An 18,832-nucleotide genomic window follows, 5' to 3' on the forward strand; every position below is an offset into this window, starting at 1 on the left:
CGGGTTATCCGGAGGAGTTATTTTACCGGTAACATGATCTGACGCAGCAAGTCGCATAATTTTTGCTCTTTTAAGCCCCGGGAGGATTCACCCCCGGGGCTTTTTTTATTACACTGCGGATAGATATTTTGCCGCTGAGCTGCAGTGTTGGTGCCTTTCACCTTCTAAGAAGTTGCTAAAATGCTGTGGCCGGACAGATAAAAATTCAGGAGCCTTTATGAATTCGACAATGTTACGGGTAACAAATCGCATTATCGAACGGTCGCGCGATACCCGCACCGCCTACCTCGCACGGATTAACCAGGCGAAGACCGATACCGTCCATCGCGCGCAGCTGGCGTGCGGTAATCTCGCCCACGGCTTTGCTGCCTGTCAGTCGGACGATAAAGCCTCGCTGAAAAGCATGTTGCGTAACAATATCGCCATTATTACCTCTTACAACGACATGCTGTCCGCCCACCAGCCCTATGAGTATTACCCGGATATCATTCGCAAAGCGCTGCATTCGGTAAATGCGGTAGGCCAGGTCGCGGGGGGCGTTCCGGCGATGTGCGATGGTGTCACCCAAGGTCAGGACGGGATGGAACTCTCCCTCCTGAGCCGCGAAGTGATTGCAATGTCGGCCGCTATCGGCCTGTCGCATAACATGTTCGACGGCGCGCTGTATCTGGGCGTATGTGACAAAATCGTCCCCGGACTGACGATGGCCGCGCTCTCCTTTGGCCACCTGCCGTCAGTCTTCGTACCGTCTGGCCCGATGGCCAGCGGCCTGCCAAATAAAGAAAAAGTGCGCATCCGCCAGCTGTATGCTGAGGGTAAAGTCGATCGTATGGCGCTGCTGGAGTCTGAAGCGGCGTCCTACCACGCCCCGGGTACCTGCACATTTTACGGTACGGCGAACACCAACCAGATGGTGGTGGAGTTTATGGGCATGCAGCTTCCGGGCTCGTCGTTTGTGCATCCGGATGCCGAACTGCGCCAGGCGCTGACCGCCGCCGCCGCACGCCAGGTGACGCGCATGACCGGTAACGGTAATGAATGGATGCCGTTAGGCAAAATGTTTGATGAGAAAGTGGTGGTCAACGGGATCGTGGCGCTGCTGGCAACCGGCGGTTCGACCAACCATACGATGCACCTGGTGGCGATGGCTCGCGCGGCGGGCATTATCATTAACTGGGATGATTTCTCCGATCTCTCCGACGTTGTGCCGCTGCTGGCGCGCCTTTACCCGAACGGTCCGGCGGATATAAACCACTTCCAGGCCGCGGGCGGCGTACCGGTGCTGGTCCGTGAGCTGCTGAAAGGCGGCCTGCTGCACGAAGATGTCAACACCGTAGCCGGTTTTGGTCTCTCGCGTTACACCATGGAACCCTGGCTGAATAACGGCGAACTGGACTGGCGTGAAGGGGCGACGGCGCCATTGGACGATCAGGTTATTGCAACTTTCGACAAGCCATTCTCTCGCCATGGCGGGACGAAAGTGCTGAGCGGCAACCTCGGGCGTGCGGTGATGAAAACCTCGGCCGTACCGGTTGAGAACCAGATCATTGAAGCGCCGGCGGTGGTGTTTGAAAGCCAGCACGACGTTTTGCCTGCTTTCGAGGCCGGAATGCTGGACAAGGATTGCGTGGTGGTTGTTCGCCACCAGGGGCCAAAAGCGAACGGCATGCCAGAATTACATAAACTTATGCCGCCACTTGGTGTATTATTGGACCGCCGTTTCAAAATTGCGCTGGTTACCGATGGTCGACTCTCTGGCGCATCCGGCAAGGTTCCGTCAGCAATCCACGTTACGCCGGAAGCGTATGATGGCGGGCTGCTGGCAAAAGTACGTGATGGCGATATCATCCGCGTCAACGGGCAGACGGGCGAACTGACGCTGCTGGTGGATGACGCTGAACTGGCTGCACGCCAGCCGCATGTTCCTGACCTCAGCAGTTCGCGCGTCGGGAGCGGCCGGGAAATGTTCGCAGCGCTGCGTGAAAAACTCTCCGGAGCCGAACAGGGCGCAACCTGCATCACTTTTTAAGACGATACAATTTGTAGATCTGGCGAGAGAGAAACTCTGATGAAAAACTGGAAAACAACTGCAGAAGCAATCCTCACCAACGGCCCGGTTGTCCCGGTGATCGTGGTGAAAAAGCTGGAACACGCTGTGCCGATGGCCAAAGCGCTGGTTGCCGGCGGCGTACGCGTACTGGAAGTCACGCTGCGTACCGCATGCGCGCTTGATGCGATTCGCGCGATTGCGAAAGAAGTGCCGGAGGCGATTGTCGGCGCAGGTACCGTAACAAACGTTGAGCAGCTGAAAGCCGTCACCGAAGCTGGCGCGCAGTTCGCTATCAGCCCGGGTCTGACCGAGTCCCTGCTGAAAGCGGCGACTGAAGAAGGGACCATCCCGCTGATCCCGGGGATCAGCACCGTGTCCGAACTGATGCTGGGCATGCAGTATGGCCTGAAAGAGTTCAAATTCTTCCCGGCAGAAGCTAACGGCGGCGTGAAAGCGCTGCAGGCGATTGGCGGTCCGTTCGCCCATATCCGTTTCTGCCCGACTGGCGGCATCTCTCCGGCGAACTACCGCGACTACCTGGCACTGAACAGCGTGCTGTGCATCGGTGGTTCCTGGCTGGTTCCGGCGGATGCGCTGGAAGCGGGCGATTACGACCGTATTACCAAAATTGCTCGCGAAGCGGTGGAAGGCGCGAAGTAATTTTCACGCCCTGATAACGAGCGAAATCCAGACCCGGTAGCGCTGAGGCGACCGGGTTTTTTTTATCCCTGAACCAGCACGGCCGACGCGGCGGCTTTCGCGCGCGCCACCGCCTCCTCGACGCTATCGGCGACGGCCAGCGTGACGCCCAGTCGACGAGAACCGTCAATCTCCGGCTTACCGAACAGGCGCAGCTGCAGTCCCGCCCCTACCGCGCCCTGGATATTGCTAAAGGTGACGTTCTGGCTGGTGAGCTGCGGCAGAATGACCGCGGAGGCCGCCGGGCCATACTGGCGAATCGCGCCAACCGGCAGACCGAGGAAGGCGCGAACGTGCAGAGCAAATTCCGAGAGGTCCTGGGAAATCAGCGTCACCATCCCGGTGTCGTGTGGGCGAGGGGAGACTTCACTGAAAATCACCTCATCGCCGCAGACGAACAGCTCTACGCCAAACAGACCGTAGCCGCCAAGCGCCAGCACGACTTTGCTGGCAATTTCCTGGGCGCGGGCCAACGCCAGCTCGCTCATCTGCTGCGGCTGCCAGGATTCGCGATAATCGCCATCCTCCTGGCGATGGCCGACCGGGGCGCAGAAATGGACGCCATCGACCGCGCTGACGGTAAGCAGGGTAATTTCAAAATCGAAATTCACCACCCCCTCGACGATAACCCGACCGGCGCCCGCGCGGCCACCTTGTTGCGCATAGCGCCAGGCCTCAGCCAGCTGATCAGCGTGACGAATAAAGCTCTGACCTTTGCCAGAAGAGCTCATGACCGGCTTCACAATGCAGGGCAGGCCAATCTCCGCGACGGCTTCGCGAAAGGCCGCTTCGCTGTCGGCAAAGCGGTATGCCGAGGTGGGAAGCTGCAGCTCCTCCGCAGCCAGGCGGCGAATACCTTCGCGATTCATGGTCAGTTTCGCCGCGCGAGCGGTGGGAACGACTTTTTGCCCGGCCTGCTCCAGCTCCACCAGCGTATCCGTGGCGATAGCTTCAATTTCCGGCACGATAAAGTCAGGTTTTTCTTCCGCAATCAGCGCGCGCAGCGTTTCACCATGCAGCATGTTGATGACGTGCGAACGGTGCGCCACTTGCATCGCCGGCGCGTCGGGGTAGCGGTCGACTGCGATGGTCTCAATACCCAGCCGTTGGCACTCAATGGCGACTTCTTTACCCAGTTCGCCGGAACCTAACAACATCACCCGTGTCGCTGCCGGACGCAGCGCTGTGCCTAATAACGTCATGACTCTTTTCCACAGTAAAAAAACATGCGCCACATTATAAACGAAAACGTTTGCGTCTGTCTTTATGACCGTTGGTTGAGTCCTGGGTGAAAATTTGCTATACTGTATAAAAATACAGTATAAAGAGGCTGCACAATGGCGGTTGAAATTAAATATGTGGTGATCCGCGAAGGTGAGGAAAAGATGTCGTTTACCAGCAAAAAAGAGGCCGATGCTTACGACAAAATGCTCGATCTTGCCGAGGTCCTCAACGACTGGCTGGTAGAGTGCCCGCTGACGCTGGATGAAACCCAGCGTGATGAAATGGCAATGTGGCTGGCGGAACGCAAAGAGACATTGCACCACATTCTGAGGTCAGGAAAACGCCCGGAAGCAGAAGACGGGGCAACCGGACAGGCTTCTCAGGATGAGAGCTCCGCGGCTGAAATCTCAGAGGCCGTAGCCGAGGGGGCAAGCGAACAACCCGCGGCAACCGCGCCGGCAAAATCGCGCAAGGTAAAGGCCGCCTGAGTCCGGCCGAATTTGCGCATCTTTAGCTGCTCATAACATTTCCTGACATCTCGTCGTTTAGGCTGATGACATCGCTTAATAAGCAACGAGGGAAATCATGGCTAACTGGCTTAATCAACTCCAGTCCCTGCTGGGCCAGCAGGGACCGTCTTCCTCATCAGGCGAGCGGCCGGATGGTAAAAGCTTCCTTCTGCCCGGGGCGCTGGGCGGCCTGGCGGGGCTGCTGGTGGCCAGTAAATCATCGCGCAAGCTGCTGGCCAAATATGGCACCAGCGCACTGCTGGTTGGCGGCGGGGCGGTGGCGGGAAGCGTACTGTGGAACAAGTATCAGCAGAAAATGCGGGAAAATTCCCCTGCGCAATCTGTCGCTTCGCCGGGGCAAGCCACCGGGGCGTCAACCTCGCCAGCCTCCGGGCTTGATGCCCGCAGTGAACGGCTCATTCTGGCGCTGGTGTTTGCCGCTAAAAGCGACGGGCACATTGATGACAGCGAGCGGGCAAACATTGAAGAGCAGCTGCGCGCGGCCGGTATTGCCGTGCAGGGGCGCGTTCTGATCGATCGCGCGCTGTCCCAGCCTCTCGATCCGCAGCGTCTGGCGCAGGGCCTCAACAGCGAGCAAGAGGCGCTGGAGATCTATTACATCAGCTGTGCGGCGATCGATATCGACCATTTTATGGAGCGTAGCTATCTCAACGCTCTGGGCGAAGCTTTAGGCCTCCCGCCAGAAGTGCGTGCCGACATCGAACAGGATATTCAGGCACAAAAACAGGCGCTTTCTACCTAAATCAGCAGGTTTTGCTTGCAACGTGGGCCACTTTTGCCACCCTTATACACACGCCATCCTTCAAGCCGCTTCTTGAATGATTTTGTGTATGAAATACAGGATGCAGAAGACCAAAAGATGCCACCAAAAGCAAAACGAATCCCCCACGCCATGACCCTTCATGGCGATACCCGTATCGATAATTACTTCTGGCTGCGCGACGATGAGCGTTCGCGGCCGGAAGTGCTTGATTATCTTCGCGAGGAAAATGAGTACGGCCGGCAGGTCATGGCGACTCAACGTAGCCTGCAGGAGCGGGTGCTAAAAGAGATTATTGATCGTATCCCGCCGCGCGAAGTCTCCGCGCCCTACAGCAAAAATGGCTACCGCTATCGTCAGGTATATGAGCCGGGCTGTGAATACGCTATTTATCAGCGTCAGTCGGTGCTGAAAGAGGAGTGGGATGAATGGGAGGTGCTGCTCGATAGCAACCAGCGCGCGGCGCAGAGTGAATTCTATACTCTCGGTGGGCTGGGCATTTCGCCGGATAACATGATCATGGCGCTGGCGGAGGATTATCTCTCCCGTCGGCAGTATGGCCTGCGTTTGTGCAATCTGCAAACTGGCGAATGGTATCCTGAAGTGCTGGAAAACGTCTCCCCGGAATTTGCCTGGAGCAATGATTCGCAAACGTTGTGGTATGTCCGCAAGCACCCGACTACGCTGCTGCCTTACCAGGTCTGGCGGCATACCGTGGGCGCTTCGCCGCGTTCCGATGTGCTGGTCTACGAGGAGAAGGATGAAACCTTCTACGTCAGCCTCCATACGACCACCTCCCGGCAATTCGCCGTGATCTATCTTGCCAGCGCGACAACCAGTGAAGTGCGGCTGCTGAATACCGAAATGCCGGATGCGGAACCGGTGTGTTTCCTGCCGCGACGTAAAGATCACGAGTACAGTCTCGATCATTACCAGCATGCTTTTTATCTTCGCTCCAACCGCGAGGGGAAAAACTTTGGTCTCTATCGTACCCATGAACGCGACGAACAGCAGTGGGAGACGCTGATTGCGCCACGCCAGGATGTGATGCTCGAGGGATTCACCCTGTTTACCGACTGGTTGGTGGTTGAAGAGCGCCAGCGCGGGTTAACCAGCCTGCGCCAGATTAACCGCAAGACCCGGGAAGCGGTTGGCATTGCCTTTGATGACCCGGCCTACGTGACCTGGCTTGCCTATAATCCGGAGCCGGAAACTTCGCGCTTACGCTACGGATACTCATCCATGACCACGCCGGATACGCTCTTTGAGCTGGATATGGATACCGGTGAGCGGCGGGTACTGAAACAGCAGGAAGTGAAAGGGTTTGAGGCCAGCCATTATCGCAGTGAACATCTGTGGATTAAGGCTCGGGATGGTGTGGAGGTTCCTGTTTCGCTGGTTTATCGGCGTGAGCATTTCCGCAAGGGCGTCAGTCCGCTGCTGGTCTATGCCTACGGGTCGTACGGCGCCAGCGAAGATGCTGATTTCAGCGCCAGCCGGTTGAGCCTGCTCGATCGTGGTTTCGTGTTTGCGATCGCCCACGTTCGCGGCGGCGGTGAATTAGGGCAGCAGTGGTACGAAGACGGCAAGTTCCTGTGTAAAAAGAATACCTTTAATGATTATCTTGATGTCTGCGATGCGCTGCTGGCGCAGGGATATGGCGATCCTCGCCTGTGCTACGGCATGGGCGGCAGCGCGGGCGGCATGTTAATGGGCGTCGCTATTAATGAGCGGCCGGAGCTGTTTCACGGCGTAGTGGCTCAGGTTCCGTTTGTCGATGTCCTGACCACCATGCTCGACGAGTCGATTCCGCTGACGACCGGGGAATTTGAAGAGTGGGGAAATCCGCAGGACGAAGAGTACTATCGCTATATGAAGAGCTACAGTCCTTACGATGGCGTCACGGCGCAGGCCTATCCCCATCTGCTGGTTACCACCGGCCTGCACGATTCCCAGGTGCAATACTGGGAACCGGCAAAATGGGTGGCCAGGCTGCGCGAGCTGAAAACGGACGATAACCTGTTACTGCTGTGCACCGATATGGATTCAGGGCACGGCGGTAAGTCGGGGCGTTTTAAAAGCTATGAAGGGGTTGCGCTGGAGTATGCCTTTCTGATTGGCCTGGCGCAGGGGACGTTACCCGGCCAGGCTGACGTTTAGCGTCGCTACTCCCCGAGATAGTGCTTGAGCGTTAAGCGCAGCTCGGGGCTCATCCGATCCAGGTTATTGAACAGCCAGCGTAAATAGCCCGGGTCGTTTTCTGCGATTTCGGCCACCGCCTTGCCGCGATATTTACCGAAGGTAAAGGTGGTCAGCAGCGCCGGACGACCGGTAATGGTCGCCATCTCCTCAGGCTGCCAGCCGGAAACGTTGATAATATCGAGAAGCAGTGCGGCGGTGATATAGCAGTCGTACAGCGCGCGGTGTTGATGCAGTCCGGCAGGCGTTGCGACACTGAGCTTACGCGATTTATACAGCCCCATATTGCTGTATTTAATGCCTGGCCACAGACGGCGGGCCATCTTCATGGTGCAGATCCACTCCCCGTGCATTTCCGGTAACACCCGGCGATCGAAGCTGGCGTTGTGGGCGACATACCACCGGCTGCCGATGTAATGCGGCAGAACCTCTTCAATCCACGGCTTGTCGGCGACCATCTCTTCGGTGATACGGTGAATTGCCATGGCCTGGGGGCTGATAGGTCGGTCGGGACGAACCAGATGACTCATGGGATTGGTTATCTGACCATCGACAATATCAACAGAGGCGATTTCCACAATGCCTCCCTGCAGTCCGCAGGTTTCCGTATCGATTACGCGTAGCATGGCTCACTCCGGCCCAAAGAAACCAGCGTAAATGAATGCGCAGCGCTTGCCAACCGGGACGTCCGTAAGGGACGAGAATTATTTCGCTTTGGGTTCATAGGGCAGGCGCGACAGCGAAACAGACGCCAGTCGATGGGCGATCAGGCGTTCACGGAACCAGTCACGCAGGTGTGACGGTTGCTCCCGCTCCACTAAATCGGCGACAACGGGCATATTGTAGCGTTCTTTAAAGGCGACACCGGCCGCGGCAAGGTCGACGTTCACTTTGTCCATCTCGTCCTGCGAAATTTTGGCCAGATTTTTTTCCATATGGTTTCTCCTTCATGATGCTGAAAACCGATCGGGCGCGACGTCGGACCGGGACGCATCGCTCGACTACGCCATTATACAGGGTTATTCTCTGTGCTACATACATAACGAAAAGGAATGACGATTATGCGTACCATCGCCGGGCGCGCGCTGCGCGCCTCTGCTTTTTTCGCCGGTTTCCTCGTCAGCACCGCGGCCTTTGCCCATGCGCATCTTCAACAGCAAACGCCAGCCGCAGATTCGACTGTCGCCGCCTCTCCCGAATCACTGACCTTGAGCTTTTCTGAAGGTATCGAAACGGCCTTTAGCGCCGTGACCCTGACCGGCCCGCAGCAGAAAGCCGTTGCGACCGGTAAGCTTACCCGCAGCGACAGCAATAAAGCCCAGCTGATTGTTCCGCTGACGCAGCCGCTGGCGGCGGGGGAGTATACCGTTGACTGGCACGTGGTCTCCGTTGATGGCCACAAAACCAAAGGGCAATATCACTTTACCGTGAAATAACGCATGCTCACGGGAATCTATATCGGTCTGCGCTTCGTCCACTTTCTCTCGCTGATGGTGGCGTTTGGCTGCGTGCTGTATGGCGCGTGGTGGGCGCCGCTGACGCTGCGGCGTTTGCTGATGCAGCGTTTCTTCCCGCTACTGCGCCACCTTCTGCTGCTCAGCGCGGTTTCTGCGCTGCTGATGCTGATGATACAGGGCGGTCTGATGGGGAATGGTTGGGCGGATCTCTGGCAGCCTGCTATCTGGCAAGCCGTTGCCGGTACTCGCTTTGGCAGCGTCTGGGTCTGGCAGATTCTGCTGGCGTGGATTGCGCTGGCGATCGCGTGGCTCAAACCTCGTCGTCCGGCGCGTCTGCTGCTGGTGCTGCTGTGCGCGCAGATCTTGCTGATGGCGGGCGTTGGCCATGCGGCAATGAGCGAGGGGGGACGGGGCGTGGTGCAGCGGACTAACCATGCTGTGCATCTGTTCTGTGTCGCCGGCTGGTTTGGCGGGCTGCTGCCGTTCATCTACTGCCTGCGCCTGGCGCGCGGGCGCTGGCGTCAGGCCGCTATCGGCACCATGATGCGCTTTTCTCGCTACGGACATCTGGCGGTTGCGGGCGCGATCGCCAGCGGTGTGATAAATGCGCTGCTGATCCAGGGCGGATTATTCCGTGATTCGCTGTGGGGAGAGATGCTATTGATCAAATGTGCCCTGGTCGCAGGGATGGTAGCAATTGCGCTGGTGAACAGGTATGTTCTGGTGCCACGTATGTCGGTGAACGGAACGCGAGCGGAGCAGCTCATTTTGCGCACCACGCAGGTTGAAATGGCGCTCGGAGCATTGGCGCTGCTGGCCGTCAGCCTGTTTGCGACCTGGGAACCTTACTGAATTAACTGGCTAAATCATGAAAAAAACTCTTTTAACTATGTTGTTACTGGCAAGCTCTGGCGTCGCGCTGGCAGCACCGCAGATTATCACCGTTAGCCGCTTCGAAGTGGGGAAAGATAATTGGGCGTTCAATCGCGAAGAGGTGATGTTGACCTGTCGCCCGGGGAATGCGCTGTTTGCCATTAACCCCAGCACGCTGGTGCAGTATCCGTTGAATGATGTTGCTGAGCAGCAGGTGAAAGCGGGGAAAACCAGCGCTCAGCCGATCTCAGTGATCCTGGTCGACGATCCGCAACATCCGGGACAAAAAATGAGCCTCGCGCCATTTATTGAGCGCGCGCAGAAGCTTTGTTGATACCCGAACCTATCTTACTGTATTAACATATAAAAAACCGCCTGCATTCCTTTCAGGAAGCGGCGGTTTTTTGTTGGCACCGGCCATTTTGTCAGGAATTATTCGACCACTTTTGTTGCGGACTGGAAAACCTGACGCGGTAAACTATTCTTATAAGGCAAGGCGACTTAGCCTGCATTAATGCCAACTTTTAGCGCACGGCTCTCTCCCAAGAGCCATTTCCCTGGACCGAATACAGGAATCGTGTTCGGTCTCTTTTTATCTGAAGCTTATCAACTCGTTACATAAAAAGACCGGAAATCATCCCTCATTTCCCGTTACGGTCTTTTTCCCTTATACCACAACAAAAAACGCCTTAACATTCTCTTTACAGAAAATCTGAGCCGGATACTGCGGGTCAAGGTCAGGGCGATGGCGCGCCGCGCGCCCGCAGACAAGGTCTTCATCGCCGCGGGATATCCATGCCCTGAAGATACGCGGGCATATTATTTTAGTGCGATCTATTTGGCCGCGCGTTGCCAGGAAATGAAGGGCTGCCGGGATGAAGATGGAGTAATAAAAACAACGTATTATTCAGGCGCGACGATTGACGGATACAGCTGGGATTCAAGGTAGCAGACCAGGGTCCAAATCTCACCGCTGAAAATAAACCAAAGCGCACCGAGCAGAATTATTATCACGATAACCAGAAGGGCAATTTCACTTTTACTCATAACTTCACTGGCTACCAGAAAGGAAACGATGAAGAGATGATAGTAACGAAACCACAGGATAAGATGCAAACGCCGTGATTTAAAAACGGCGTTTGTTTGATATGGACAGGCGTTAATCCGTCAGGGCTGGGGAGTCAGCTGCGCGACCTGCGCGATCAGGTCGTCCAGCAGCTGGAAGCGGCGGCGGTATTCCGCCCGCTTTTTACTGGCGATGGCATCCAGCGATTTCCTTTCCATCTGTCGCGGCAAGCGCCAGCGCCAGGCGCCATCGGCTACGCCATCAATAGACTGCCAGAACTCATCATAGCTGGCGTGGAAATGGCGCCCCTTGCTGAGACGATAGCGCAGCGCGCGGAAAACGTGGCCATTATCGCTTACGCCATAAATGGCCTGAATGTGGCTTCTGGCGGCCAACGCCCAGATAAACTCGATCAGCAGGCGTTTAGGAAACAGACCATGGCAGGCGCGGGTAGCGAGTTTAATCACTTCATGCGGCACGTTACGTCGCGGCCCCTGCAGCCCGCCGATAACCAGCTGCCATTGCTCCTGCTGGCGCACGACGCTGAAGGTGGCGCTGGCCAGCAGCGTCTGGTTACCATCGCGCAACCACAATGTGGTTTCGCCTTCGCGCTCGGCTTTACCCGCGGAGGAGGCCGAGAGAGTGAAGCGGGCTTCATCTTTACCCTGCAATTCCAGCAGGATCGTCTCTTTAGCGGCGGTCATGGCAGCAGCCAGCTGCGTGCCTGACAGTGAGTCGATGAACTGATAGTGGCTGATAATCGCCTGGGCGCGTTGGCTGGCGTTTAACCCACGCGTCAGATACTGGCGGTGAACTTTACCCGGCAGGGTAACCTGTGCGGCAAGCAACTGATTAAAGTCAGGACGCACGGAAAGATTATCCAGCATTGCGCGAGTGGGCGTATAAAATAAGGCCGTACGCAATAAAAATTTCAGCCGGTAATTACGCTTTTGCCAAATCGGAGCGGGAATAAGTCTGCCCATCACCAGATCGGCAATAAGATTTGTGCGGGGCTGTTGTGCGAAGGCTGAGTGCAGGCTATTGTCCGTCACGATAAAATACCTCGTTGTTATTTAGCCTCTATTTTAAGGGCTTGGTGAGGCGAGATTAATATCCTGGCGGACTATATTTCTGTTTCGTTTATATTTGATTGAGGTGGGTATCTTTGGGGTGGTGAAGAGAGAATTAACTATAATTGTATCAGGGGGGCAAAATATGTATCAGCGTATTGAGGGTTCGGCCTGGCGCAATATCTGGCTGGTTGGCGATCTCCACGGCTGCTTTGCCGTATTGATGAGCCATCTCCGGCAGATAAAATTCGACCCATACCAGGATCTTCTCATCTCCGTGGGCGATTTGATCGATCGCGGGCCGCAAAGCGCGAAATGTCTCGCGCTTCTCGACTGCCGCTGGTTCTGTGCGGTGCGAGGTAACCATGAACAGATGGCGCTGGATGCGCAAGAGAGCGGGGCGTTGACGCTATGGGTCATGAACGGAGGCCACTGGTATCAGGAGAGCACGCGCGGCGAGCGGCTGCAGATTGACGAACGCCTGGATCGCTGTCGCCAGCTGCCGCTGATTGTGGAGCTCAGCGCCGGATCGCTGCGCCATATTGTGGCCCATGCCGACTACCCGGCGGCGACCTATCGTTGGCAGCAGCCGGTGGATGAACAACAGGTGCTCTGGAGCAGACAGCGCCTGATGGACCATCTGGCCGGTCGACATGGCGCGATAGGCGGAGCGGACCACTTCTGGTTTGGCCACACGCCGTTGAAGCAACGTTATGATAGCGATAATCAACATTATATTGATACGGGGGCGGTATTCGGCGGTGCACTCACCCTGGTGCAGCTGCAGTAAGCCGCTTAAAAATCGCTGTATTCGCTGGCAGGCTGCCAGAAACCATCAATAAAATCTTCAACCGGAAAACAGCCGCCCTGGCGTATCCGCTGATCGTTCATCGCCACAAGGCACCGTCGTTCGTTATCGTAAACGTCGACGACAATATCTTCGCAACCACCGTCCAGGTAACAAATAAACAAAACTAAGGCGAACATCCTGGCCTCATGTTTGGGTTTGTTAATCAGTATAGGGTAGCTCATAAACGGGGGGAATAAATAACCCGTCTCAGGCGACGGGTTCTTTTTGAATCAGGCAACGCGCATGATCCAGGCATCGGATTGTTGATCGTAGTGCTTACGGTAGAGGACGGAATGTTGACCATCAAGAATGGCAGGGACGCTGGTTTCCGCATCCCAGCCATCCAGCTGCATGCATAAGTCCGGATCGGATTTGCAAGGAATGCTTAACGTTCGCTCTCCCTGCTGTTCACCGTGCAGCTCGGCGTCGTCTATCTCAAACGCGCCGATTCGAATGCTGGTTTTACTCATAAATTCACCCCGTTGGTCTGCTGAGTTGTGGTACGACCAGTTAGGCCGTCATTTTTCAGCGTAGACAACGGGGGACAAACCGCCAGTAAAAAAATGCGGTTTTTTTGCAGTCGATCACGCCTTACCGGCAAATAGTTTACCGTCGCGAACCAGCTCACGCGGGTAGCTGTTTTTCAAACGGGAGCCGACTTTTTTCGCCAGGCCCAGCGTTGCCCCCTGGAACGTGACGATGACTTCATCCTGCTGCGGCGTCGTTTCAGGGTAGACGTCGCGGCCACGATACCACTCTTCCGCTTCATCCTGCGTCAGTTCAAAAGGAGCATCCGGGACGGCGAGCGCAATGACCGCTTCGTGCTGCCAGCGAAAGCCTTTGTTATGGGTTTCCGCCAGGCGAATGCCAATCCGCGAAAAACGGACCTGGCCGATAAATGATTCCAGCGCTTGCGGGAACAGCCAAATCTCTTTATCACGCTGCCAGAGCGTATGATGGTCATCCCAGTGTAGTCCGACGGCGGCCGCGGCGGCGGAAATCGCTGCGGCTTCCCGGCTTTTAAGCGGCGTAAAAGGAAATTTTCCGACTTTGTAACCCGGCGCCGGTAGCGCCTCGATCGCTGCGGTTTTCTTGAGGCGGGCAACAAAAAAACCTTCGCAGTCAAAAATCTGCGGAAAGACGTGGAGAAATCCCTCTGCGGTTAAGGCCTCCATAGCCTGCGGGAACAGCGTGCCGAGCGGTAGCACCTCGACCGCCTGCGGATAGCGGGCTAACAGCCACTGCACGACCTCTTCGTTCTCTTCCCGGTTCAGGGTGCAGGTCGAGTACACCAGCGTGCCGCCGGGGCGCAGCGCGTGAAATGCGCTGTCGATGAGCTCCCGCTGAGTTTCGGCGATCTGCTGATTACTCTCAGGCGACCAGTTTTTCAACGCATCGGGATCTTTGCGCACCACCCCCTCGCCGGAGCAGGGGGCATCCAGCAGGATGGCGTCAAAGCGTTCCGGCAGCGCGGCGCCAAACACCCGACCATCGAAGTGGGTCAAGGCGACGTTGCTGATGCCGCAGCGGCTGATATTGGCATGCAGGACTTTAACCCGACTGGCGGAAAACTCGTTGGCGAGAATTCCGCCCTTATTTCCCATGCGCGCAGCAATCTGTGTGGTTTTGGAACCAGGGGCGGCGGCCACATCCATGACCCGCTGCGGGATGTCGCCATCGGCAAACAGCGCCGCAACCGGCAGCATAGAACTGGCTTCCTGGATGTAAAACAGGCCGCTGAGATGTTCGGCGGTGCTGCCCAGCGGCAGGGAGTCCTCATCATCGCGTTCGATCCAAAAGCCCTCTTCGCACCACGGGATCGGCGTCAGCTGCCAGCCATAGGGCGCCACCTGCTGCAGAAAGTCGGCGACGGAAATTTTCAGCGTATTCACGCGCAGGCTGCGGCGTAACGGGCGCTGGCAGGCCGCGATAAAGGCATCGAAAGAGAGATGCGTGGGCATCGCGTCACGCATTTGAGCGAGGAATTGGTCAGGAAAATAGACTGCGTTTTGAGCCACTGGTGCGCACCACAAGAAAAAAGGGTGCGCAGTTTATCATAAACGCTCCGGCGGGGGACACCGGAGCGTTTTGCTTACTGTGGCAGGGCCGTGCCCCATTCCCGCCACTCTTTCGGTTCGCTTTCCAGCAGCAGGAAGTGTTTACCATCCTGTGCCTTCGGCGCCAGCGGCGTGCCCGGCGGCGTGGCAAAGGAGATACCGCCGCGAATGAACTGGTTAAAGGTCCCGGTTTTCACGACGCCGCCAATCAGGCCAAAGTCGAGGTTATAGCCGGAAGAGAGCCAGAAGACCGAATTGTTACGCACCAGATACTGATAGCGTTTGCTGATACGCAATTTGACCATCACGCGATCCGACATCGAGCCCAGCGTCAAGCCGGTCACCGTACCGACTTCCAGGCCGCGGAACAGTACCGGCGTTCCGATATCCAGCGAACCGGCTTCCGGCACTTCGACAACGATGCTCAGACCGTCAATGTAGCGGGAGTCGCTAATTGTCGTTTCCTGAATTTCGAAATCACGGCGTGGCGTGCCGCGGCCGGGTTCAACGTTGATGTAGGGCTGGAAAATGGTATCCAGGTGTTCGACGCCCGCCGCAGAAATCTGCGGGGTGATCACCGAGAAACGGGTCCCGCTGCGGGCGAAGGTCTCGACGTACTCCGGGTAAAGCACGGCTTTCGCCTGGACTTCGTTTTTCGCGGTAATCAGATTCAGGGACTGGATCTGGCCGATATTAATGCCCAGGTAGCGAATCGGCATCCCTTCGGAAATTTTACCGGCATCAAAGGCATGCAGCGTAATCTGGCCACCGACTGCCCGGGCAGCGGTTTCAGAAGCATAGAGAATGTGTTTGTTGCCAATTCGCGCGCCGGCGCTACTGCCGCTGAGATCGTCAAAGCTGATTGCGCCTTTCAATGCCCGTGACAGCGGTGATGCCTGCACGGTCAGACCATTGCCATCGAGCTGGACTTTGGCGCCGCCCTCGGCCCAGAAGACGCTATTGTTGGTCAACAGATTGCGATATTCCGGCTTAATATGCAGATCGATATCAAATGCGTTGCGGCGGGGTTTAACCGAAATGATCTCGCCGACGGCAAACTTACGATACAGCACCACCGAGCCTTCCTGAACATCCGGCAGGGTCTCTGCCGTCAGGCTCAGAGTGGTGGTGGGCACTTCGCTGAGGCTGTTTTCTTCCGCCTTCTCCATATTGGCATACAGCGGATAGCTGGCCTGTATTGCCCCTTTCTCGCCAGGGATAATACGAATACCGCCTTCGACCCACTCGCTGGCGCTGGCGCCCAGCACTTTGATGCCATCAAAACCCACTTTCACGTCAAGACGGCTGTTAACGACAAATTTGCTGTCGCCGCGCACCAGGTCGCGATACTCAGGGGTAATGGCCACCTGGAAGGTGACGCCTTTAGCGGTCAGCTTGCGCTCCAGAACCTGACCCACTTTCACGCCGTGCAGCACCAGCGGCTGCCCGGCATCAATGCCGTAACTCTCCGCTGCCGTGAGCGTCACCGTCGCCACATCCGGTTCATCGAGCAGGGATTTGTCAGCCGGAAGCACCACAAAGTGATTTCGCGTCTCCCCCTCTCCGGGCACCAGTTCGAACGTATTCCCGGTCAACAGGGCGCTGAGGCTGGGGCTATCCAGCGAGATTTTCGGCTTTTTCATCTGAATAAGCGTCTTATCTCTGAGCAGGGTGACCACGCTTGGGTCAACCGTCATCTCACCGGTCACTTTACTGCCGGGATTGAGGTTGAGTTTGGTCAGTTGCCCGACTTCCAGCCCCTGGTACATCAGCGGGGTGGAGCCGGCTTTCAGGCCTTCGCCGTCAGGCAGCTCCAGCGTGACCAGAACCCCGCGCTGGCTATGAGCCAAATCTTCGTACAGACCAAACTCATCGTTTTGTTGCGCGGCCTGAGAATCGGCAGGGGAGTCAAAGGCAATAGCGCCATTGACCAGCGCGGAGAGGCTTTCCAGCTGGACTTTCGCGCCGCCGAGGCCGACATCGGCCTTAACGCCTGACACATTCCAGAAGCGGCTGCCTTTTTTCACCAGGTTTGTAAAGCGGCGTTCAATCAGCACATCGATAGTGACGCCCTGATTGTTATCATTGAGCGCAAAATCGTAAACCCGACCCACCGGAATTTTGCGGAAGTAGACCAGCGATCCGCTGGTGAGCGAACCGAGGTCCGGCGCCTGCAGATGAATCATCAGCTCGCCGTTGTTGATATGGTATTTCGGCTGGGTATCGAGAGCGACGAAATGGTCCTGCGGCTCCCCTTTACCCGGCATCATGCCGATGTAGTTACCGCCAACCAGCGCATCAAGACCGGATACGCCGGCCAGCGAGGCTTTCGGAGTAACCAGCCAGAACTGGGTATCTTTGCGCAGAGCGTCTTTCATATCGCCCTTCACACTGGCAGAGACTTCGATTTTGCTCAGGTCTTTGCTCAGCGAGATATTCTCGACGGTGCCCACCTCGACCCCTTGATAGCGGATAGGCGTGCGCCCCGGGACAATCCCGTTGGCCGACTGGAAGTCGATGGTGATGGTCGTCCCGCGATCGTTATAGCTGGTCCAGATCAGCCAGCTGGCGATCAGCAGGGCTATTACCGGCAGCAGCCAGAATGGCGAGATGCGACGTTTAGTTTTAATTCTGGCTTCAGTCGGTGAAGCGGGCGTTTCCTGACTCATGTGCGTCCCAAAGTAAGCGGCTGTCCAGCCATTCAACAGCAAGGATAGTTAATATTACCGCGGCGCCGAAATATACCGCAGCAGGCCCCATCGTGAAAGCGAGGAGTTGGTCGCGATTAATCAGTGACATGGTTAATGAGATAACAAAAAGATCCAACATTGACCAACGGCCGATCCAGGTAATCAGCCGCAGCAGGATGATGCGGGTACGCAGCCCCTGTTCGCACTTGAATTGTATGCTCACTAACAGCGTAAACAAGACAATAACTTTGGTAAATGGCACCAGAATACTGGCGATAAACACCACGCCGGCAATCGCCACATTGCTATTGGCCAACGACATAATCCCCGACAGAATCGTATCATCCTGTCGTGCGCCGTTGACGTAAATAATGGAGATCGGCAGCAGGTTTGCGGGAAGCAGGAACACCACCGACGCAATCAGCCCGGCCCAGCTTCGCTGCAGACTCTGCGGCCGTCGATGGTGGAGCGGCGTATGGCAGCGTCGGCAGCGTCCGCGGGCATCGCGAAAGCCGGTGTAATGACAGCCGGTGCAAACCTGTAGCGCCGGGTCGGCCCGAAACGCTGGACGCTGGGGATAAAATCGCTCCCATAGCTCTTCAACGTTCATATGAATGATCGTCAGAATGCTGAGCAGGGTGAGCGAGATAAAGGCCACAAGCCCGACGCCCGGCTGCAGGAAGGCGTAATCCTGTACTTTGATGGAGGCCACGCCGATACCGACCAGATAGATATCCAGCATCACCCACTCTTTGAGTTTTTCCAGCATCAGCAGCACCGGGCGTAAATTCATCCCCAGAACGTTCCCCAGCCAGAGATAGGCGATCGAGATGACCAGCAGCGCCGGTGCGCCAATCGCACAAAACAGCACCATCGCGGCAGTAAGCGGATCGCCCTGACCGGTCATTTGCCAGATCCCCTGGATTACGTTCGCATCGATACGTACACCGAGCAGATGCAGACGCAGTAAGGGTTCGGTCCACGCAAAGGGCATCAGGAGCATCATGGTAATGGCCATACTACCCAGTCGCGAAAGAGACCAGTCGCGGCCATCACGCACTTTCGCATTGCAGCGCGGGCACCAGGCACTTTGATAACGCTTAAGCACCGGCAAACGAAAAAGAACGTCACACTGCGGGCAGCGGTGATAATGTGCCTGAGGGAGCGGACGGCTGACCGCATGCACGACCATCTTTTTTGCCGGTGTTATCGGTTGTGTTTTTAGTGGCATTTATTACGTACAGGAATGAATGTATCTCACTATCTTAACCCAGGATTGAATTCATCTTGAGCCTGAACGCATTTAA

General features: G+C 56.5%; 19 protein-coding genes. 9 read left to right on the top strand and 10 right to left on the bottom strand.

The window, feature by feature from the left end; translation table 11 throughout:
• Positions 1-217 precede the first annotated feature (217 nt).
• Positions 218-2,029: a phosphogluconate dehydratase gene (gene edd / locus AC236I_RS09105; RefSeq protein ID WP_004863996.1), complete on the top strand. Its 1,812-nt coding sequence runs from the start codon at positions 218-220 to the stop codon at positions 2,027-2,029.
• 39 nt (positions 2,030-2,068) lie between these two features.
• Positions 2,069-2,710, top strand: a complete 642-nt coding sequence (locus AC236I_RS09110; RefSeq protein ID WP_004863992.1) for a bifunctional 4-hydroxy-2-oxoglutarate aldolase/2-dehydro-3-deoxy-phosphogluconate aldolase — start codon at positions 2,069-2,071, stop codon at positions 2,708-2,710.
• Between the two features lie 62 nt (positions 2,711-2,772).
• Here AC236I_RS09110 and purT read toward each other — a convergent pair whose 3' ends face one another.
• The gene (gene purT, locus AC236I_RS09115; protein WP_015584008.1) at positions 2,773-3,951 is read right to left on the bottom strand and encodes a formate-dependent phosphoribosylglycinamide formyltransferase; all 1,179 of its coding nucleotides are present in this window, start codon (positions 3,949-3,951) and stop codon (positions 2,773-2,775) included.
• 135 nt (positions 3,952-4,086) lie between these two features.
• Between purT and AC236I_RS09120 the strand changes: the two genes are divergently transcribed.
• The 3 genes from AC236I_RS09120 (at position 4,087) to ptrB (ending at position 7,423) form a co-directional block, all read left to right on the top strand.
• Positions 4,087-4,461, top strand: a complete 375-nt coding sequence (locus tag AC236I_RS09120; protein ID WP_015584009.1) for a YebG family protein — start codon at positions 4,087-4,089, stop codon at positions 4,459-4,461.
• A 97-nt stretch (positions 4,462-4,558) separates the two neighbouring features.
• The gene (locus AC236I_RS09125; RefSeq protein WP_004863985.1) at positions 4,559-5,245 is read left to right on the top strand and encodes a tellurite resistance TerB family protein; all 687 of its coding nucleotides are present in this window, start codon (positions 4,559-4,561) and stop codon (positions 5,243-5,245) included.
• Positions 5,246-5,362: 117 nt separating this feature from the next.
• Positions 5,363-7,423 carry an oligopeptidase B gene (gene ptrB / locus AC236I_RS09130; RefSeq protein ID WP_044350916.1) on the top strand — a complete coding sequence of 687 codons (2,061 nt, stop codon included), beginning with the start codon at positions 5,363-5,365 and terminating at the stop codon, positions 7,421-7,423.
• A 5-nt stretch (positions 7,424-7,428) separates the two neighbouring features.
• On the opposite strand, the gene exoX is transcribed toward ptrB, so the two are convergent.
• Both exoX and AC236I_RS09140 read right to left on the bottom strand, forming a co-directional pair.
• Entirely contained in the window at positions 7,429-8,088 is a 660-nt protein-coding gene (gene exoX, locus AC236I_RS09135; protein ID WP_004863981.1) for an exodeoxyribonuclease X, read from the bottom strand.
• A gap of 78 nt (positions 8,089-8,166) precedes the next feature.
• Positions 8,167-8,397: a DNA polymerase III subunit theta gene (locus AC236I_RS09140; RefSeq protein WP_004863978.1), complete on the bottom strand. Its 231-nt coding sequence runs from the start codon at positions 8,395-8,397 to the stop codon at positions 8,167-8,169.
• A 126-nt stretch (positions 8,398-8,523) separates the two neighbouring features.
• Between AC236I_RS09140 and yobA the strand changes: the two genes are divergently transcribed.
• Genes yobA through AC236I_RS09155 form a run of 3 tightly spaced genes read left to right on the top strand, consistent with a single transcriptional unit; the run spans position 8,524 to position 10,126 of the window.
• Positions 8,524-8,898 carry a CopC domain-containing protein YobA gene (gene yobA, locus AC236I_RS09145; protein WP_004863975.1) on the top strand — a complete coding sequence of 125 codons (375 nt, stop codon included), beginning with the start codon at positions 8,524-8,526 and terminating at the stop codon, positions 8,896-8,898.
• A 3-nt stretch (positions 8,899-8,901) separates the two neighbouring features.
• A complete protein-coding gene (gene copD / locus AC236I_RS09150) occupies positions 8,902-9,771 on the top strand; it encodes a copper homeostasis membrane protein CopD (protein WP_487608772.1) in 870 nt (289 codons plus the stop codon).
• A 16-nt stretch (positions 9,772-9,787) separates the two neighbouring features.
• A complete protein-coding gene (locus tag AC236I_RS09155) occupies positions 9,788-10,126 on the top strand; it encodes a YebY family protein (RefSeq protein ID WP_015584012.1) in 339 nt (112 codons plus the stop codon).
• A 569-nt stretch (positions 10,127-10,695) separates the two neighbouring features.
• Here the strand turns inward: AC236I_RS09155 and AC236I_RS09160 are convergent.
• A complete protein-coding gene (locus AC236I_RS09160; protein WP_054828791.1) occupies positions 10,696-10,839 on the bottom strand; it encodes an Ecr family regulatory small membrane protein in 144 nt (47 codons plus the stop codon).
• Between the two features lie 120 nt (positions 10,840-10,959).
• Positions 10,960-11,931 (bottom strand): VirK/YbjX family protein, encoded by a 972-nt coding sequence (locus tag AC236I_RS09165; protein WP_172412537.1) that lies wholly within the window; start codon positions 11,929-11,931, stop codon positions 10,960-10,962.
• Between the two features lie 142 nt (positions 11,932-12,073).
• Here AC236I_RS09165 and pphA point away from each other — a divergent pair, with 142 nt between their 5' ends.
• Positions 12,074-12,718: a protein-serine/threonine phosphatase gene (pphA, locus tag AC236I_RS09170; RefSeq protein ID WP_004863967.1), complete on the top strand. Its 645-nt coding sequence runs from the start codon at positions 12,074-12,076 to the stop codon at positions 12,716-12,718.
• 5 nt (positions 12,719-12,723) lie between these two features.
• On the opposite strand, the gene AC236I_RS09175 is transcribed toward pphA, so the two are convergent.
• From AC236I_RS09175 to yebS, 5 genes are all read right to left on the bottom strand, one after another.
• Positions 12,724-12,915 (bottom strand): YdfD/YebW family protein, encoded by a 192-nt coding sequence (locus tag AC236I_RS09175; RefSeq protein WP_004863962.1) that lies wholly within the window; start codon positions 12,913-12,915, stop codon positions 12,724-12,726.
• 93 nt (positions 12,916-13,008) lie between these two features.
• Positions 13,009-13,248 carry a YebV family protein gene (locus AC236I_RS09180; protein WP_004863958.1) on the bottom strand — a complete coding sequence of 80 codons (240 nt, stop codon included), beginning with the start codon at positions 13,246-13,248 and terminating at the stop codon, positions 13,009-13,011.
• A 114-nt stretch (positions 13,249-13,362) separates the two neighbouring features.
• Positions 13,363-14,796 (bottom strand): 16S rRNA (cytosine(1407)-C(5))-methyltransferase RsmF, encoded by a 1,434-nt coding sequence (gene rsmF / locus AC236I_RS09185; protein ID WP_099144270.1) that lies wholly within the window; start codon positions 14,794-14,796, stop codon positions 13,363-13,365.
• Between the two features lie 74 nt (positions 14,797-14,870).
• Positions 14,871-17,504, bottom strand: a complete 2,634-nt coding sequence (locus AC236I_RS09190) for a PqiB family protein (protein WP_487608773.1) — start codon at positions 17,502-17,504, stop codon at positions 14,871-14,873.
• Positions 17,473-18,756 (bottom strand): membrane integrity lipid transport subunit YebS, encoded by a 1,284-nt coding sequence (yebS, locus tag AC236I_RS09195; RefSeq protein WP_015584017.1) that lies wholly within the window; start codon positions 18,754-18,756, stop codon positions 17,473-17,475. Before yebS ends, AC236I_RS09190 begins: the two co-directional genes overlap by 32 nt.
• Between the last annotated feature and the right edge of the window lie 76 nt (positions 18,757-18,832).

This window comes from Klebsiella sp. Sb-30, from assembly GCF_057652795.1.

What these genes read in the sequence shown, in the direction of transcription:
- edd (WP_004863996.1), top strand. Translation starts at nt 218, where the DNA reads ATGAATTCGACAATGTTACGGGTAACAAATCGCATTATCGAACGGTCG.
- AC236I_RS09110 (WP_004863992.1), top strand. Translation starts at nt 2,069, where the DNA reads ATGAAAAACTGGAAAACAACTGCAGAAGCAATCCTCACCAACGGCCCG.
- purT (WP_015584008.1), bottom strand. Translation starts at nt 3,951, where the DNA reads ATGACGTTATTAGGCACAGCGCTGCGTCCGGCAGCGACACGGGTGATG.
- AC236I_RS09120 (WP_015584009.1), top strand. Translation starts at nt 4,087, where the DNA reads ATGGCGGTTGAAATTAAATATGTGGTGATCCGCGAAGGTGAGGAAAAG.
- AC236I_RS09125 (WP_004863985.1), top strand. Translation starts at nt 4,559, where the DNA reads ATGGCTAACTGGCTTAATCAACTCCAGTCCCTGCTGGGCCAGCAGGGA.
- ptrB (WP_044350916.1), top strand. Translation starts at nt 5,363, where the DNA reads ATGCCACCAAAAGCAAAACGAATCCCCCACGCCATGACCCTTCATGGC.
- exoX (WP_004863981.1), bottom strand. Translation starts at nt 8,088, where the DNA reads ATGCTACGCGTAATCGATACGGAAACCTGCGGACTGCAGGGAGGCATT.
- AC236I_RS09140 (WP_004863978.1), bottom strand. Translation starts at nt 8,397, where the DNA reads ATGGAAAAAAATCTGGCCAAAATTTCGCAGGACGAGATGGACAAAGTG.
- yobA (WP_004863975.1), top strand. Translation starts at nt 8,524, where the DNA reads ATGCGTACCATCGCCGGGCGCGCGCTGCGCGCCTCTGCTTTTTTCGCC.
- copD (WP_487608772.1), top strand. Translation starts at nt 8,902, where the DNA reads ATGCTCACGGGAATCTATATCGGTCTGCGCTTCGTCCACTTTCTCTCG.
- AC236I_RS09155 (WP_015584012.1), top strand. Translation starts at nt 9,788, where the DNA reads ATGAAAAAAACTCTTTTAACTATGTTGTTACTGGCAAGCTCTGGCGTC.
- AC236I_RS09160 (WP_054828791.1), bottom strand. Translation starts at nt 10,839, where the DNA reads ATGAGTAAAAGTGAAATTGCCCTTCTGGTTATCGTGATAATAATTCTG.
- pphA (WP_004863967.1), top strand. Translation starts at nt 12,074, where the DNA reads ATGTATCAGCGTATTGAGGGTTCGGCCTGGCGCAATATCTGGCTGGTT.
- AC236I_RS09175 (WP_004863962.1), bottom strand. Translation starts at nt 12,915, where the DNA reads ATGTTCGCCTTAGTTTTGTTTATTTGTTACCTGGACGGTGGTTGCGAA.
- AC236I_RS09180 (WP_004863958.1), bottom strand. Translation starts at nt 13,248, where the DNA reads ATGAGTAAAACCAGCATTCGAATCGGCGCGTTTGAGATAGACGACGCC.
- AC236I_RS09190 (WP_487608773.1), bottom strand. Translation starts at nt 17,504, where the DNA reads ATGAGTCAGGAAACGCCCGCTTCACCGACTGAAGCCAGAATTAAAACT.
- yebS (WP_015584017.1), bottom strand. Translation starts at nt 18,756, where the DNA reads ATGCCACTAAAAACACAACCGATAACACCGGCAAAAAAGATGGTCGTG.